The sequence below is a fragment of the Streptomyces sindenensis genome (genome assembly GCF_014649035.1).
In the GTDB taxonomy this organism is placed as follows: domain Bacteria; phylum Actinomycetota; class Actinomycetes; order Streptomycetales; family Streptomycetaceae; genus Streptomyces; species Streptomyces sindenensis.
The window spans coordinates 129,057-141,987 of the sequence record NZ_BMSG01000001.1; the positions used below are offsets into that span (position 1 = coordinate 129,057).

Below are 12,931 nucleotides of genomic sequence, written 5' to 3' on the forward strand. Positions count from 1 at the left end.
TCTGTATGGCTACGGAAGACACGGTGCTTGAGGCACTGTCGACAGTGAACGACCCGGAGATCCACCGCCCGATCACCGAGCTGGGCATGGTGAAATCGGTCGAGATCGATCCTGACGGTGTAGTCGCTGTCACCGTGTATCTCACGGTCTCCGGCTGCCCGATGCGCGAGACGATCACCCGGAACGTGACCGACGCGGTCGCCCGGGTCGAAGGGGTCTCCCGCGTCGAGGTGACCCTCGACGTCATGAGCGACGAACAGCGCAAGGACCTGGCGAGCGCGCTGCGCGGCGGCACCGCCGAGCGCGAGGTGCCCTTCGCCCAGCCCGGCTCGCTGACCCGGGTGTACGCGGTCGCCTCCGGCAAGGGCGGCGTCGGCAAGTCCTCGGTGACGGTGAACCTCGCCGCGGCCATGGCCGCCGACGGGCTGAAGGTCGGTGTCGTGGACGCCGACATCTACGGGCACAGCGTGCCCCGGATGCTGGGCGCGGACGGCAAGCCCACCCAGGTCGAGAACATGATCATGCCGCCGTCCGCACACGGCGTGAAGGTCATCTCCATCGGCATGTTCACCCCGGGCAACGCGCCCGTGGTCTGGCGCGGTCCGATGCTGCACCGGGCGCTCCAGCAGTTCCTCGCCGATGTGTACTGGGGCGACCTGGACGTGCTGCTGCTGGACCTGCCGCCGGGCACCGGTGACATCGCGATCTCGGTGGCACAGCTCGTGCCGGGCGCCGAGATCCTGGTCGTCACGACCCCGCAGCAGGCGGCCGCCGAGGTGGCCGAGCGGGCCGGTTCGATCGCCGTGCAGACCCACCAGAAGATCGTCGGCGTGGTGGAGAACATGTCGGGCATGCCGTGCCCGCACTGCGACGAGATGGTCGACGTGTTCGGCTCGGGCGGCGGCGCGCGGGTCGCGGAGGGGCTGACGCGGACGGTCGGCGCCGAGGTGCCGGTGCTGGGCGCGATCCCGATCGACGTACGGCTGCGCGAGGGCGGCGACGAGGGCAAGCCGGTCGTCCTGTCCGACCCCGACTCCCCGGCCGGCAGCGCGCTGCGGGCCATCGCGCAGAAGCTGGGCGGCCGTCAGCGCGGTCTGTCGGGCATGTCGCTGGGGATCACCCCGCGCAACAAGTTCTGACGCGACACGTCCGCGCGTACAGCACGCTTCAGGGCGGGCCGGTGGTCGTCCGGCCCGCCCTGACGCGTGTTTGCCGTGCTTCCTGCTCCCGCCGCCGTTACGCGTACGTCTCGATGTCCTTGATGACCGCGAAGCCGAGACCGTACGCGCTCATCCCCCGGCCGTACGCGCCGATGTGCACGCCCTCGTGGGCGGATCCGGCGAGGACCCAGCCGAACTCGGACTCTCGGTAGTGGAACTCCACCGGAACCCCGTCCACCGGCAGGGAGAGCGTCGTCCAGGGCGCGCTGCCGAGGTCGTCGGCGAGGGTGAACGCGGTCTCGGTCTGCTGGTCCAGCCAGTCGTCGCGCAGGGTGTGGTCCATCTGCGGCGGCCAGGTGTACGCCAGCAGACCGGAGCCCGCGAGCCAGGCCGCCGAGGACACCGTGGTGGCGTCCAGCACGCCCGTACCGTCGCCGCTGCGCCGTACGGGGCTCGCGGCCACCGTGATCACCGCGGCGAACCGCTCCTTGTCGACGGAGCCGTCCGACTTCACCGACGGCTCGTCACCGTGGCCCGTCGCACCGTGCTGCACGGTGCCGTCGGCCGCGGTGCCGACCTGCATCAGCCAGCGCGGGCCCGTGAAGGCCTCGTCCAGCCCGTACCAGGGAAAGGTCGCCGCCCGGTAGCCGTCGGCGGCCCGCCGGGCCGCCGGGGCCTCCTGCGGCTCCTCCTCCGCCGTGGCCGTGCCCGGGACACCGTCCGTGTCAGTCCGACTCGTCGTCTCCATGTGCGCGGCCGCTCCTCGATCGGTCAGGATCCGGAGCGGCCCGCCCCCCGCGGGCATGGGCGTCCTCGCAACCGGACAGATGGAGAATAGCGATACCGTCCGGACGAGTCGGGATTGACCGGGGCTCAGGTGGCGTCGGAGTCGAACGGCGGGCGCTCGGGCCGGTTCGGCGCGGGATCCTTCTTCAGCAGGTCAGGAGCGGTGTCGCCGGTCTTGGTCAGGCTGGTGGAGGGGGCGGCGGCCGACGCGCCCGCGGAGCCGTTCGCCGCACTGTTGGCGGTATCGGACGCGGCCGGGGTGCGGCCGTTGACCGCGTCGGTGACATCGGCCAGGTCCTTGCGCAGGTCGAAGCTCTCGCGGATCTCCTTCAGCCCCAGGTCGTCGTCGCCGTCCATCAGCTGCTTGCGGACGAACGTCTTGGGGTTGAGGTCCTCGAACTCGAAGTCCTTGAACTGCGGTCCCAGCTCGGAGCGGATGTCTTCCTTGGCGCTGTCCGAGAACTCGCGGATCTTGCGGATGGTGCGCGTGACGTCCTGGATCAGCTTGGGCAGCTTGTCGGGGCCGAAGACCAGCACGGCCAGCACCCCGAGCGTCAGCAGCTCCAGTGCGCCTATGTCATTGAACACCTTGTTGCTCCTCGTGTTCTCCGCGTGTTCTCCGTGCGATCGCGGCCCGGGTCCGCCTGCTGCCCGGACCGCTCAAAGGTACCTGTCGAAGGTGTCCGGGCGGTACCTCGCGGTGGCGCGCACGTGCCGGATGCCGTGCCGGGTGCCCTGGTGGCTCACGGGGCGGATCATGTGCCGCTCGCCGAGCCGAGTTTCAGGGTCACGGTCCGTTCCTCGCCGCCGCGGGTCAGCTTGAGGTCGAGATCGTCGCCGGGGCGGTGGGCCCGGATCTTCACGATCAGCTCCTCGCCGCTGTGCACACGCTGGCCCTCGACCTGCGTGATGACGTCGCCGGACTTGATGCCCGCCTTGTCCGCGGGTCCGTCCTCGGCGACGGCGGGCCCGCCGTCGGCGCCCTTCGTCCCGACCTTGGCCCCGTCGCCGGTGAACTTCATGTCCAGCGTGACGCCGATCACCGGGTGGGTGGCCTTGCCGGTGCTGATCAGCTCCTCGGCGACGCGCTTGCCCTGGTTGATGGGTATGGCGAAGCCGAGGCCGATGGAGCCGGACTGGCCCCCGGACTCGGGGCCCCGGCCGCTGTCGGCCGCGCGGATGGCGCTGTTGATGCCGATGACGTGGGCCTGGGAGTCGACGAGGGGGCCGCCGGAGTTGCCCGGGTTGATCGGGGCGTCGGTCTGGAGGGCGTCGACATAGCTGATGTCGCTGCCGTCGCCCTTCTCGCCGCCCGCGGTGATCGGCCGCTGCTTGGCGCTGATGATGCCCGAGGTCACCGTGTTGGACAGGTCGAAGGGGGCGCCGATGGCCACCACGGGGTCGCCGACCTGGACGTTGTCGGAGTTGCCCAGCGGCAGGGGCTTGAGGCCCGAGACGCCGCGGACCCGGACGACCGCTAGGTCGTAGCCGCTGTCCTTGCCGACGAGCTCGGCGGAGGCCGTCTCGCCGGTGCTGAACGTGACGGTGATGTCGCCGCCGGATCCGGCCGGGGCGACGACGTGGTTGTTGGTGAGGATGTGGCCCTGGCCGTCGAGGACGAAGCCGGTGCCGGTGCCGGACTCGGCGGTGCCGCTGACGTGCAGGGTGACCACGCTGGGCAGGGCGCTGGCGGCGATGCCGGCGACGCTGTCGGGGGCCCGGTCGCCGTTGTCGCGGCCGGCCTGGGGCAGTTCGACGGTGGTCAGGCCGCCGTTGCGCTCGATGTACGCGCCGACTCCGCCGCCGATGCCGCTGGCGACCAGGGCCAGCAGGAGCACCCCGGCGAAGGCCCCGCCGCGCCGCTTCCTCTTCCGGCCGGGATCGGCGCCCTCGGGCGGACCGGGCCGGGTGAGCGGCTGCCCCGGAGCGCCCCAGGGGTCGTACTGCAGCCACTGCGTCGGCCGGTGCTGCTCCTGCCCCGGGTGGCCGGGCTGCTGCGGCTCGTGGGCCACCGCGTGGGCGGGCTGCTGCCCGTGCGCCGTCGCGTGCTGGGCGTGCGGGGCGTTCGTGTGGGCCTGGGGCTGCGGGGGCGGCGGTGCGAAGGGGTCGGCGGGCGCGGGCCGGGGCGGCGCGAAGGCGTCGTTGGGCGCGGGCCGGGGCGGCGCGAAGGCGCCGGCGGGCTGGGCGTGCGGGGGCGTGTGGCCGTCGGCGGGAGCTGGGGCGGCCTGCGGTGCGGGGGCCGGGGCCGAGCCGGAGCCGTTCGTCGCGGCGTACTGCGGGGACGGTCCTCCGGCCTCCGGCGGTACGACCGTGCCGTGGGCCGGGGTCGGCCGCTGCACCGGCGGGGCGGGCGCCCAGGGGCCGGGGCCGCCGTAGGGCGGGGTGCCGTACTCATCGGGCTCATGCAGCGGCTGCCCGGCCGGCCGCGGGCGCGGAACCGCCTGGTCCGGGGCGGCCGGGGAAGCCTCGTCCTGGGCCGGGGAGAACGCCTGGTCCTCGGCGGCCGAGGCGGAATCCCGTGCCTCGGCGGCCGACGCCGGGGCGGTGCCGGGCGCGGCCGGGGCCGCAGCCGCCGGGGCACGGTCCGGAGCGGTGGGCTCCTCCGGTCCCGGGGCGCCCGCCGGGGGCAGGACGCTGTCCGGCTCCGGATGGTCGGCGCGCCTCGCCGTGGGGCGGCTCCACCACTTCGCCTGCGGCCCGGTGGGCTTCCCGTCGTCCATGCTCTCCCCGCAACTGGCCTCTGTCGTACGCCCCACAGAGGCGTCCCTCACCGGAATTCAACCAGGTTTGCGAAACCCTGCGCAGGGTCCCGTCAGGGCCGGGGGGAAAGCGGGCTCGCCAGATCGTTGGCCGGCGAGCCCGGGGGCGGCCCCGAGGACAGCGAGGAGGGGACCGTCTTGGGCACCGCACCGCTGCCGAGCGCCGCCGCCAGCAGCGGGGTGGCGGAGGTCGCCGGGCGTATCAGCGGCGGCACGGACACGTTCAGCACGGGGAGCATGAAGGGGTGTCCCCCCGAGGTCGAGGCGCCGAACAGCGGCGGAGCGGTCGGGGGCCCCTGCCGGTTCACCGGAGGGGTGACGGCCGGAGCCACCGGGGTGCCGGTGAGCGCCGGGGACACCGTGTTCGTTCCGGTGCCGGCGCTGCCGGAGCCCGGCCGTTCGGCCGCCCGGCCGTCGTCGGTCACCGCGAGAGTGCCGCCGCCCCGGCGGCTGACCGCCGTGGCGCCGTTCGCCGCGCGGGTCTCGGCGTCGAGCGGGGTGACGTTGTTCCCGGCGCCCTCGGCGCGCAGCGCGGATTCGGGGCCGGAGTCCAGCGGCAGGGTGCCGCCCAGCGCGATCGCGGCGAGGGAGACGGCGCTCGCCGCGGCGAACGCGAAGCGCCGCCCGCGCCAGGGCGAGCGGTCCGCTTCACGGGCCACCTCGTGTATGCGGAAGGCCGAACCGGCGGCCGCCCCGCCGCGCAGCACGGCGGTGGAGCCGTGGGCGGCCGGGAGATAGCCGAACCCGTCCAGCGGGGAGGGCCCGGTGTCGGCGCGCGTGCTGCCGGCGAGGGGCCGCAGGCCGGGGAAGAACTCGTCGGCGAAGGGCCCCCGGCCGCCGAACGGTCCGCCGGAGCCCGTGTCGTCGCCGCCGGGGCCCCCGGGAAGGCCCTGGAGACGGGCCAGGAACCCCTCGGAGGGCGAGGGTGAGGCGGACATGGCGAAGGCGCTCTTCAGGCGGCGCTGGGCGTCGGCCTCGGCCTTGCACTTGGCGCAGGTCGCCAGGTGGGCCAGGACCCGCTCACGGGCGTCGTGTTTCAGCTCGCCGTCGACCAGCGCGGCGAGCCGGTCCCCCAGGTGCGCTTCGGCAGGGGTGGGACCGGTGGGACCTGTGCCGCTCACGCCAGTCCGCCCTCCCCCGCCAGGACCGCGTCCGCCAGGGAGCGCTGCTCGGCGCGGGCCTCGGGCGAACGGTGCTTGAGCGCCTTGCGCAGATGCGAACGGCCGCGGTGGATCCGGCTGCGCACGGTGCCCAGCTTCACCCCGAGGGTCGCGGCGATCTCCTCGTAACTGAGGCCCTCGATGTCGCAGAGGACCACGGCCGCGCGGAATTCGGGCGCGAGGGTGTCCAGCGCCTGCTGCACGTCGGCGTCGAAGTGGGTGTCGTTGAAGATCTGCTGCGGGGACGGCTCACGGCTCGGCAGCCGCTCCGCCGCGTCGTCGCCGAGCGAGTCGAAGCGGATGCGCTGCTTGCGCCGGACCATGTCCAGGAAGAGGTTGGTCGTGATGCGGTGCAGCCAGCCCTCGAAGGTGCCGGGGGTGTACGTCGACAGCGAGCGGAACACCCGGACGAAGACCTCCTGGGTCAGGTCCTCGGCGTCGTGCTGGTTTCCCGTCAGACGGTAGGCAAGGCGGTACACGCGACCGCTGTGCGTGCTGACGATCTCTTCCCATGAGGGCGGGGTCCACGCCTGAGAGTCCGCATCAGAGGCGAAGGTCGCGGTCGGTGCGGAGTCTTCGGAAGAACGGTCAGCAATGTTGGTCACGGATTTCGGCTCACCGGCCGACCTGAGCAGGCGCCGCAGCACCCCTCCCCGGTCCACAGGCGCAGCCGCACCTCCCCTATCGGCTCTGGTGGTGTCCAGTGGAGCCCCTACCATAGCCACCTCGCCCGTTAGCTCCGGATAAGCCTTTTCCCTGTTGGGGCCGGGCGTCACCCGGGACTTTCACCCAGCTCACCGGTCCGATCCGCGGACCCGGTCGCTGCGCTTTCCCCACTCCTTGCACAACGCCCGGTCCCATCTGCGGGTTCCCGGGTCCAGCGGATACAGTCACCGTTGCGCCAACTACGGGGACAGGAGAGGGTCATTACCGCCAACCGGCAGACGAGCTGGGCGTTCGCCGACGCCTTTGTCGCCGAGGACGAAGCACTGCACGTGGCCCGGGAGCGGGCTCACGAGCTGGGGCTCCGCCCGGTGTCACCGGGCACCGGCGCCGCGCTGCGCCTGCTGGCCGCCGCCGCGGACGCCAAAGCGGTGGCGGAAATCGGCACGGGCACCGGCGTGTCCGGCATCTACCTCCTGCACGGCATGCGGCCGGACGGGGTCCTGACCACGGTGGACCCCGAGCCCGAGCGTCAGCAGTTCGCCCGGGAGGCGTTCCGCGCGGCGGGTTTCGCCACCAACCGGGCCCGGTTCATCCCCGGCCGCGCCCTGGACGTCCTGCCCCGGCTCGCGGACGGCGGTTACGACCTCGTCTTCTGCGACGGCGACCGGCTGGAGAGCCTCGACGTGCTCGCTGAATCGTTGCGCCTGCTGCGTCCGGGCGGCCTGGTCTGCTTCGAGGGCGTCTTCGCGGACGGCCGCACCGTTGACTCGGCCGCCCAGCCGGCCGAGGTGCTGCGGCTGCGGGAGCTGCTGCGCGCGGCGCGCGAGAGCCAGGAGCTGATGTCGACCCTGCTGCCGGTCGGCGACGGGCTGCTCTGCGCGGTCCGGCGCGGCTGAGCGGCGCGGGGCCGGGACCCGGGCACCAGCGGGACGCACCACTGCCCGGCACGGAGACCGTGCCGGGCAGTGGTGGAAGGTGATGGGCGTTCCGCGTCGGCCGACGACGTCAGCCGACGACTTTCTTCAGCGCGTCGCCGAGGGCATCGGCCTCGTCCGGGGTCAGCTCGACAACGAGCCGACCGCCGCCTTCGAGCGGAACGCGCATGACGATGCCCCGCCCCTCCTTTGTCACCTCGAGCGGGCCGTCGCCCGTCCGCGGCTTCATGGCCGCCATGCTCGTTCCCCTTCCTGAAACCAGCTCATCGCAACCGGCGGCCCCATGACAGGCGCTGCCTCACCGGCATCGAACACATTGCTTCTTCGCCATTATCCCGCATCAACGACCCCGATGACCAACATCGGTCTGCATCGCTTGCGCAACGCGCTCTCTCAAAACCACCCAATTCGGCGATCCGGCTGCGATACTGCGCCGCCCCGGACCCCTGGGTGAGGGCCAATTGTTAGACGCAGGTCACATCTCTGCCCCGGTCCGCGTCGGCCATGCTTGCCTGCAAGGAGCAACGACGCCCGAGCAGCGAGGGGAAACGGAATGACCGACGAGCAGGCGAACACCGTTCTGTACGACGTGAGCGAGGGGCTCGCGACGATCACGCTCAACCGGCCCGACGCGATGAACGCGCTGAACACGGCGGCGAAGGTCGCGCTCCGGGACGCGCTGCTGGAGGCGTCGGCGGACCCGGCGGTACGGGCGGTGCTGCTCACGGCCACCGGGCGCGCCTTCTGCGTCGGCCAGGACCTCAAGGAGCATGTCGCCACGCTCATGGCGACCCGCGAGGCGGGCGACGGCAACGCGCTGAGCACCGTACGGGAGCACTACAACCCGATCGTGCGGGCGATCACGGAGATGCCGAAGCCGGTCGTCGCCGGGGTGAACGGGGTCGCGGCCGGAGCCGGGTTCGGTTTCGCGCTGGCGGCCGACTACCGGGTGGTCGCGGAGACCGCCTCCTTCAACACCTCGTTCGCGGGCGTCGCGCTCACGGCGGACTCGGGCGTGTCCTGGACGCTGCCCCGGCTGATCGGGCAGAGCCGCGCCGCGGACCTGCTGTTCTTCCCGCGGTCGGTCTCCGCCCAGGACGCGCTGGAGCTGGGGATCGCCAACCGGGTCGTCCCGGCCGACGAGCTGGCCGGGCAGGCCGCGGCGGTGGCCCGCACCCTGGCCGCCGGCCCCACGGTGGCGTACGCGGCGCTGAAGGAGTCGATGGCGTACGGCGCCGGGCACACGCTCGCCGAGACGCTGGAGAAGGAGGACGAACTCCAGACCCGGGCGGGCGCGTCGCAGGACCACACCATCGCGGTGGAGGCCTTCCTCGCCAAGGAGAAGCCGGTCTATCTGGGCAAGTAGCCGCGGCTCAGCCCGGTGTGCTGCCGCCGCCGCGCGCCACGCAGTCCGCGAGGTGGTCGTCCACCAGTCCACAGGCCTGCATCAGCGCGTAGGCGGTGGTGGGGCCGACGAAGCGGATCGAGCGCTTCTTCAGCGCCTTGGCGAGCGCGGTGGACTCCGGCGTGACGGCCGGGACGTCCGACAGCGTGCGCGGGGCGGGTCGGCCGGCCGGGTCGGGGGCGTAGGACCAGATCAGCTCGTCCAGCTCTCCGGCCCGCCAGCCGGCGAGCACCTTCGCGTTGGCGAGGGTCGCGTCGACCTTGGCCTTGTTGCGGATGATCCCCGGGTCGGCCAGGAGCCGTTCCCGGTCGGCGTCGGTGAACTTCGCGACCGCCTCGATCGCGAATCCCTCGAAGGCGGTACGGAAGGTCTCGCGGCGGCGCAGGATCGTGAGCCAGGAGAGCCCGGACTGGAAGGCCTCCAGGCAGAGCCGTTCGAACAGGGCGTCGTCGCCGTGGACCGTCCGGCCCCACTCGGTGTCGTGGTAGGTGAGGTAGTCCTCGGTGGACAGGCCCCAGGGGCAGCGCAGTCCGCCGTCGGGGGCGGGCAGGGCGGCGCTCATCGGCCGTCCTCCTCGGTGCGGTCCGGGCCGTCCGCGCCGTCGTCCGGTTCCGTCGCGGGCCGGTCGCCGGGCTGCTTGAACAGGTCGGTGCCCGTCGTCACCGCGGCCGCCCGGTCCCCGGCGAGGGCGGACTCCAGCTCCGCGATCCGGGCGTCGCGCTCGGCCAGCTCCGCGCCGAGCCGGGACAGCGCCTCGTCGACGTCCGCCATCCGGTAGCCCCGCAGCGCCATCGGCAGGCGCAGCGCCTCGATGTCCGCCCGGCCGACCGGGCGGGCCGCGGGCAGCGGGTCGGTGAACCGCTCGGGCGGTACGTCCTGGAGCACCGCGCTCCCACCGCCTCCGACCACCGCGAGGGTGACCGCGGTGACGACCACGACCATCGTGAGCAGCAAGAACCAGAACACGCGCATCTCCCCGGGGGCGGAAACCTCGTCCGGCTCCGATCGTGCCATGCGGCACCGACAGGTCGGGGCCGGGCCACGAAAGGCCGTAGGGTCGGCAGGCGGGTCGTAGGCGGTCAGCTGAGGAGGAAAGACGGGATGCGCAGCGGTGCACTCAGGTTGGGGCGGCGGGAATTCGGTCCCCACGAGCCGGTGATCATGGCGATCGTGAACCGGACCCCCGACTCCTTCTACGACCGGGGCGCCACCTTCCGGGACGAGCCGGCGCTCGCCCGGGTCGAGCAGGCGGTGGCCGAGGGCGCGGCGATCATCGACATCGGCGGGGTGAAGGCGGGGCCCGGCGAGGAGGTGACCGCCGAGGAGGAGGCGCGCCGTACGGTCGGGTTCGTCGCCGAGGTGCGCCGCCGCCACCCGGACGTGGTGATCAGCGTGGACACCTGGCGGCACGACGTGGGCGAGGCGGTCTGCGAGGCCGGGGCGGATGTGCTGAACGACGCGTGGGGCGGGGTGGATCCGAAGCTGGCGGAGGTCGCCGCGCGGTACGGGGCGGGGCTCGTGTGCACGCACGCGGGCGGCGCGGAGCCGCGGACGCGGCCGCACCGGATCGCGTACGACGACGTCATGGCGGACATCCTGCGCGTGACGGTGGGGCTCGCGGAGCGAGCGGTGGAGCTCGGGGTGCGGCCCGACAGGATCATGATCGATCCGGGTCATGACTTCGGGAAGAACACCCGGCATTCGCTGGAGGCGACGCGCCGTCTCGAGGAGATGGCCGAGACCGGGTGGCCGGTGCTGGTGTCCCTGTCCAACAAGGACTTCGTGGGCGAGACGCTGGACCGGCCGGTGAAGGAACGCGTCATCGGGACGCTGGCGACGACGGCGGTGTCGGCGTGGCTGGGGGCGCGGGTGTACCGGGTGCACGAGGTGGCGGAGACCCGGCAGGTTCTGGACATGGTGGCGTCCATCGCCGGGCACCGGGCGCCGGCGGTCGCGCGGAGAGGGCTGGCGTAGGCCTGCCGCCTGCCCGACGGGCGGGGCCCGGGGCGCGCTGCCCCTGGACCCCGCTCCTCAAGCGCCGGGGGAGTGGCCGGACGGGCCGGGACCGGTTACCGGCCCACCTCCTTCGTGACCAGCATCACCGCTTCCTCCACGTCGTCCGTCACGTGGAACAGCAGCAGGTCCTTCTCGGATGCCTTGCCCTGGGCCACCACCGTGTCGCGGAGCCAGTCGACCAGGCCGCCCCAGTACGCCGTGCCGAACAGGACGATCGGGAAGCGGGTGACCTTGCCGGTCTGGACGAGGGTGAGGGCCTCGAAGAGTTCGTCGAGGGTGCCGAGGCCGCCGGGCAGGACCACGAAGCCCTGGGCGTACTTCACGAACATCGTCTTGCGGACGAAGAAGTAGCGGAAGTTGACGCCGATGTCGACGTGCGGGTTGAGGCCCGACTCGAAGGGCAGCTCGATGCCGAGGCCGACCGAGACGCCCTTGGCCTCCCGGGCGCCCTTGTTGGCCGCCTCCATCGCGCCCGGGCCGCCGCCGGTGATCACCGCGAACCCCGCGTCGACCAGGGCCTTGCCGATCGCCACCCCGGCCTCGTACTCCGGTGATCCGGCGGGGGTGCGGGCCGAGCCGAAGACGCTGATCGCGCTCGGCAGTTCGGCGAGCGCGCCGAAGCCCTCGACGAACTCCGACTGGATGCGCATCACCCGCCAGGGGTCGGTGTGCACCCACTCGGAGTCGCCCTCGGAGTCCAGCAGCCGCTGATCGGTCGTGCCGGGCTGGACCTGCTCCCTGCGGCGCAGGACCGGGCCCAGCCACTGTTCCTCGGGGCTGACCGCTCCCTCGGGAACCTCCGCGCCCTCGGGGATCCGTGCGTCCTCGGCGTTGCCCATGTTCCGCTCCCTCCACCGACCTGCTTCGTGCCGGGTCGTACGTGTCGTGCTGCGTGCGGCCAGCGTAGATCGGCGGAGGTTACGTACGGGGGAATGCCGGGCGTCAGCCGGTCAGCCAGGAGCGGAGGCGGTCCTCGCAGTGGGTGATCTTCTCGACGGCCACGTGCTCGTCGCGCTTGTGGGCGTACATCGGGTCGCCGGGTCCGTAGTTCACCGCGGGGACGCCGAGCGCGCCGAACCGGGAGACGTCGGTCCAGCCGAACTTGGGCCGGGCCGTGCCGCCGACGGCGGCCATGAACGCCTGGGCGGCGGGGTGGGAGAGGCCGGGCATGGCGGCGCCGGAGTGGTCGTCGATGACGATCTCGGTCACGGGGCAGTCGGCGAAGACCTCGCGGACGTGGGCGATGGCCTCCTCCTCGGTGCGGTCGGGGGCGTAGCGGTAGTTGACGACGACGGTGCAGGCGTCCGGGATGACGTTGGTGGCGACGCCGCCCTCGATGCCGACCGCGTTGAGGCCCTCGTGGTATTCGAGGCCGTCGATGACCGGTCGGCGGGGCTCGTACGCGGCGAGGGCGGCCAGGATCGGGGCTGCGGCGTGGATCGCGTTGGACCCCATCCAGCTGCGCGCCGAGTGGGCCCGCTCCCCCGCGGTCCGCAGGTGGACCCGCAGGGTGCCCTGGCAGCCGCCCTCGACCTCTCCGTCGGAGGGCTCCAGCAGGACGGCGAAGTCCCCGGCGAGCCAGTCGGGGTGCGCGTCGGCGATGTGGCCGAGTCCGTTGAGGTGGGCGGCGACCTCTTCGTTGTCGTAGAAGATGAAGGTCAGGTCGCGGTTGGGCTCGGGGACCGTGGCGGCGATCCGGAGCTGGACGGCGACGCCGGACTTCATGTCGGAGGTCCCGCAGCCCCAGAGGACGCCGTTCCCGTCGAGGCGGGAGGGGACGTTGTCGGCGATCGGCACGGTGTCGATGTGCCCCGCGAGGACGACGCGCTCGGCGCGGCCCAGGTTCGTGCGGGCGACGACGTTGTTGCCGTACCGGTCGACGGTGAGGTGCGGCAGGGTGCGCAGGGCCGATTCGATCGCGTCGGCGAGGGCCTTCTCCTCCCCGCTGACCGAGGGGAAGTCGACGAGCCGGGCGGTGAGCGCCGGTCCGTCCAGGGTGAGGTCAAGGGCGGGGTCAAGGGTGCTGTCGGCCATGGACCCGACC

Annotated in this window: 14 protein-coding genes; 4 read left to right on the forward strand and 10 right to left on the reverse strand. The window is 72.9% G+C overall.

Annotation, left to right across the window (positions count from 1 at the left end):
* Nucleotides 1-5 precede the first annotated feature (5 nt).
* Nucleotides 6-1,139 carry an Mrp/NBP35 family ATP-binding protein gene (locus IE145_RS00590; protein ID WP_189517788.1) on the forward strand — a complete coding sequence of 378 codons (1,134 nt, stop codon included), beginning with the start codon at nucleotides 6-8 and terminating at the stop codon, nucleotides 1,137-1,139.
* 97 nt (nucleotides 1,140-1,236) lie between these two features.
* Here IE145_RS00590 and IE145_RS00595 read toward each other — a convergent pair whose 3' ends face one another.
* The 5 genes from IE145_RS00595 to sigE form a co-directional block, all read right to left on the reverse strand.
* On the reverse strand, nucleotides 1,237-1,908 hold the full coding sequence (locus IE145_RS00595) for a hypothetical protein (protein ID WP_189517790.1): 672 nt from the start codon (nucleotides 1,906-1,908) through the stop codon (nucleotides 1,237-1,239).
* Between the two features lie 125 nt (nucleotides 1,909-2,033).
* On the reverse strand, nucleotides 2,034-2,534 hold the full coding sequence (locus IE145_RS00600) for a sec-independent translocase (RefSeq protein ID WP_189517792.1): 501 nt from the start codon (nucleotides 2,532-2,534) through the stop codon (nucleotides 2,034-2,036).
* 167 nt (nucleotides 2,535-2,701) lie between these two features.
* A complete protein-coding gene (locus tag IE145_RS00605) occupies nucleotides 2,702-4,666 on the reverse strand; it encodes a S1C family serine protease (RefSeq protein ID WP_189517794.1) in 1,965 nt (654 codons plus the stop codon).
* A 92-nt stretch (nucleotides 4,667-4,758) separates the two neighbouring features.
* Entirely contained in the window at nucleotides 4,759-5,826 is a 1,068-nt protein-coding gene (locus IE145_RS00610; RefSeq protein WP_189517796.1) for a zf-HC2 domain-containing protein, read from the reverse strand.
* Entirely contained in the window at nucleotides 5,823-6,584 is a 762-nt protein-coding gene (gene sigE, locus IE145_RS00615; RefSeq protein ID WP_172593797.1) for an RNA polymerase sigma factor SigE, read from the reverse strand. The genes IE145_RS00610 and sigE overlap by 4 nt, the downstream gene beginning before the upstream one ends.
* 177 nt (nucleotides 6,585-6,761) lie before the next feature.
* Between sigE and IE145_RS00620 the strand changes: the two genes are divergently transcribed.
* Complete coding sequence (locus IE145_RS00620) at nucleotides 6,762-7,427, forward strand: O-methyltransferase (RefSeq protein ID WP_189517798.1); 666 nt, start codon at nucleotides 6,762-6,764, stop codon at nucleotides 7,425-7,427.
* Between the two features lie 109 nt (nucleotides 7,428-7,536).
* Here IE145_RS00620 and IE145_RS00625 read toward each other — a convergent pair whose 3' ends face one another.
* Nucleotides 7,537-7,704 carry a DUF3117 domain-containing protein gene (locus IE145_RS00625; protein ID WP_003966491.1) on the reverse strand — a complete coding sequence of 56 codons (168 nt, stop codon included), beginning with the start codon at nucleotides 7,702-7,704 and terminating at the stop codon, nucleotides 7,537-7,539.
* 315 nt (nucleotides 7,705-8,019) lie between these two features.
* On the opposite strand from IE145_RS00625, the gene chcB reads away from it, so the two are divergent.
* Nucleotides 8,020-8,832, forward strand: a complete 813-nt coding sequence (gene chcB, locus IE145_RS00630; protein WP_189517800.1) for a 2-cyclohexenylcarbonyl CoA isomerase — start codon at nucleotides 8,020-8,022, stop codon at nucleotides 8,830-8,832.
* Between the two features lie 7 nt (nucleotides 8,833-8,839).
* Here the strand turns inward: chcB and IE145_RS00635 are convergent, their stop codons facing one another.
* Nucleotides 8,840-9,433: a DNA-3-methyladenine glycosylase I gene (locus tag IE145_RS00635; RefSeq protein ID WP_189517801.1), complete on the reverse strand. Its 594-nt coding sequence runs from the start codon at nucleotides 9,431-9,433 to the stop codon at nucleotides 8,840-8,842.
* Nucleotides 9,430-9,843: a DivIVA domain-containing protein gene (locus IE145_RS00640; RefSeq protein ID WP_373296558.1), complete on the reverse strand. Its 414-nt coding sequence runs from the start codon at nucleotides 9,841-9,843 to the stop codon at nucleotides 9,430-9,432. The genes IE145_RS00635 and IE145_RS00640 overlap by 4 nt, the downstream gene beginning before the upstream one ends.
* A gap of 129 nt (nucleotides 9,844-9,972) precedes the next feature.
* Here IE145_RS00640 and folP point away from each other — a divergent pair, with 129 nt between their 5' ends.
* Nucleotides 9,973-10,845, forward strand: a complete 873-nt coding sequence (folP, locus tag IE145_RS00645) for a dihydropteroate synthase (RefSeq protein WP_189517803.1) — start codon at nucleotides 9,973-9,975, stop codon at nucleotides 10,843-10,845.
* Nucleotides 10,846-10,940: 95 nt separating this feature from the next.
* On the opposite strand, the gene IE145_RS00650 is transcribed toward folP, so the two are convergent.
* Nucleotides 10,941-11,726 (reverse strand): LOG family protein, encoded by a 786-nt coding sequence (locus tag IE145_RS00650; protein WP_069740230.1) that lies wholly within the window; start codon nucleotides 11,724-11,726, stop codon nucleotides 10,941-10,943.
* A gap of 103 nt (nucleotides 11,727-11,829) precedes the next feature.
* Nucleotides 11,830-12,921 carry a succinyl-diaminopimelate desuccinylase gene (gene dapE, locus IE145_RS00655; RefSeq protein WP_189517804.1) on the reverse strand — a complete coding sequence of 364 codons (1,092 nt, stop codon included), beginning with the start codon at nucleotides 12,919-12,921 and terminating at the stop codon, nucleotides 11,830-11,832.
* Nucleotides 12,922-12,931 lie beyond the last annotated feature (10 nt).

Coding starts and splice junctions, on each gene's coding strand:
- IE145_RS00590 (WP_189517788.1), top strand. CDS start 6: ATGGCTACGGAAGACACGGTGCTTGAGGCACTGTCGACAGTGAACGAC.
- IE145_RS00595 (WP_189517790.1), bottom strand. CDS start 1,908: ATGGAGACGACGAGTCGGACTGACACGGACGGTGTCCCGGGCACGGCC.
- IE145_RS00605 (WP_189517794.1), bottom strand. CDS start 4,666: ATGGACGACGGGAAGCCCACCGGGCCGCAGGCGAAGTGGTGGAGCCGC.
- sigE (WP_172593797.1), bottom strand. CDS start 6,584: ATGGTAGGGGCTCCACTGGACACCACCAGAGCCGATAGGGGAGGTGCG.
- IE145_RS00625 (WP_003966491.1), bottom strand. CDS start 7,704: ATGGCGGCCATGAAGCCGCGGACGGGCGACGGCCCGCTCGAGGTGACA.
- chcB (WP_189517800.1), top strand. CDS start 8,020: ATGACCGACGAGCAGGCGAACACCGTTCTGTACGACGTGAGCGAGGGG.
- IE145_RS00635 (WP_189517801.1), bottom strand. CDS start 9,433: ATGAGCGCCGCCCTGCCCGCCCCCGACGGCGGACTGCGCTGCCCCTGG.
- IE145_RS00640 (WP_373296558.1), bottom strand. CDS start 9,843: ATGCGCGTGTTCTGGTTCTTGCTGCTCACGATGGTCGTGGTCGTCACC.
- folP (WP_189517803.1), top strand. CDS start 9,973: ATGCGCAGCGGTGCACTCAGGTTGGGGCGGCGGGAATTCGGTCCCCAC.
- IE145_RS00650 (WP_069740230.1), bottom strand. CDS start 11,726: ATGGGCAACGCCGAGGACGCACGGATCCCCGAGGGCGCGGAGGTTCCC.
- dapE (WP_189517804.1), bottom strand. CDS start 12,921: ATGGCCGACAGCACCCTTGACCCCGCCCTTGACCTCACCCTGGACGGA.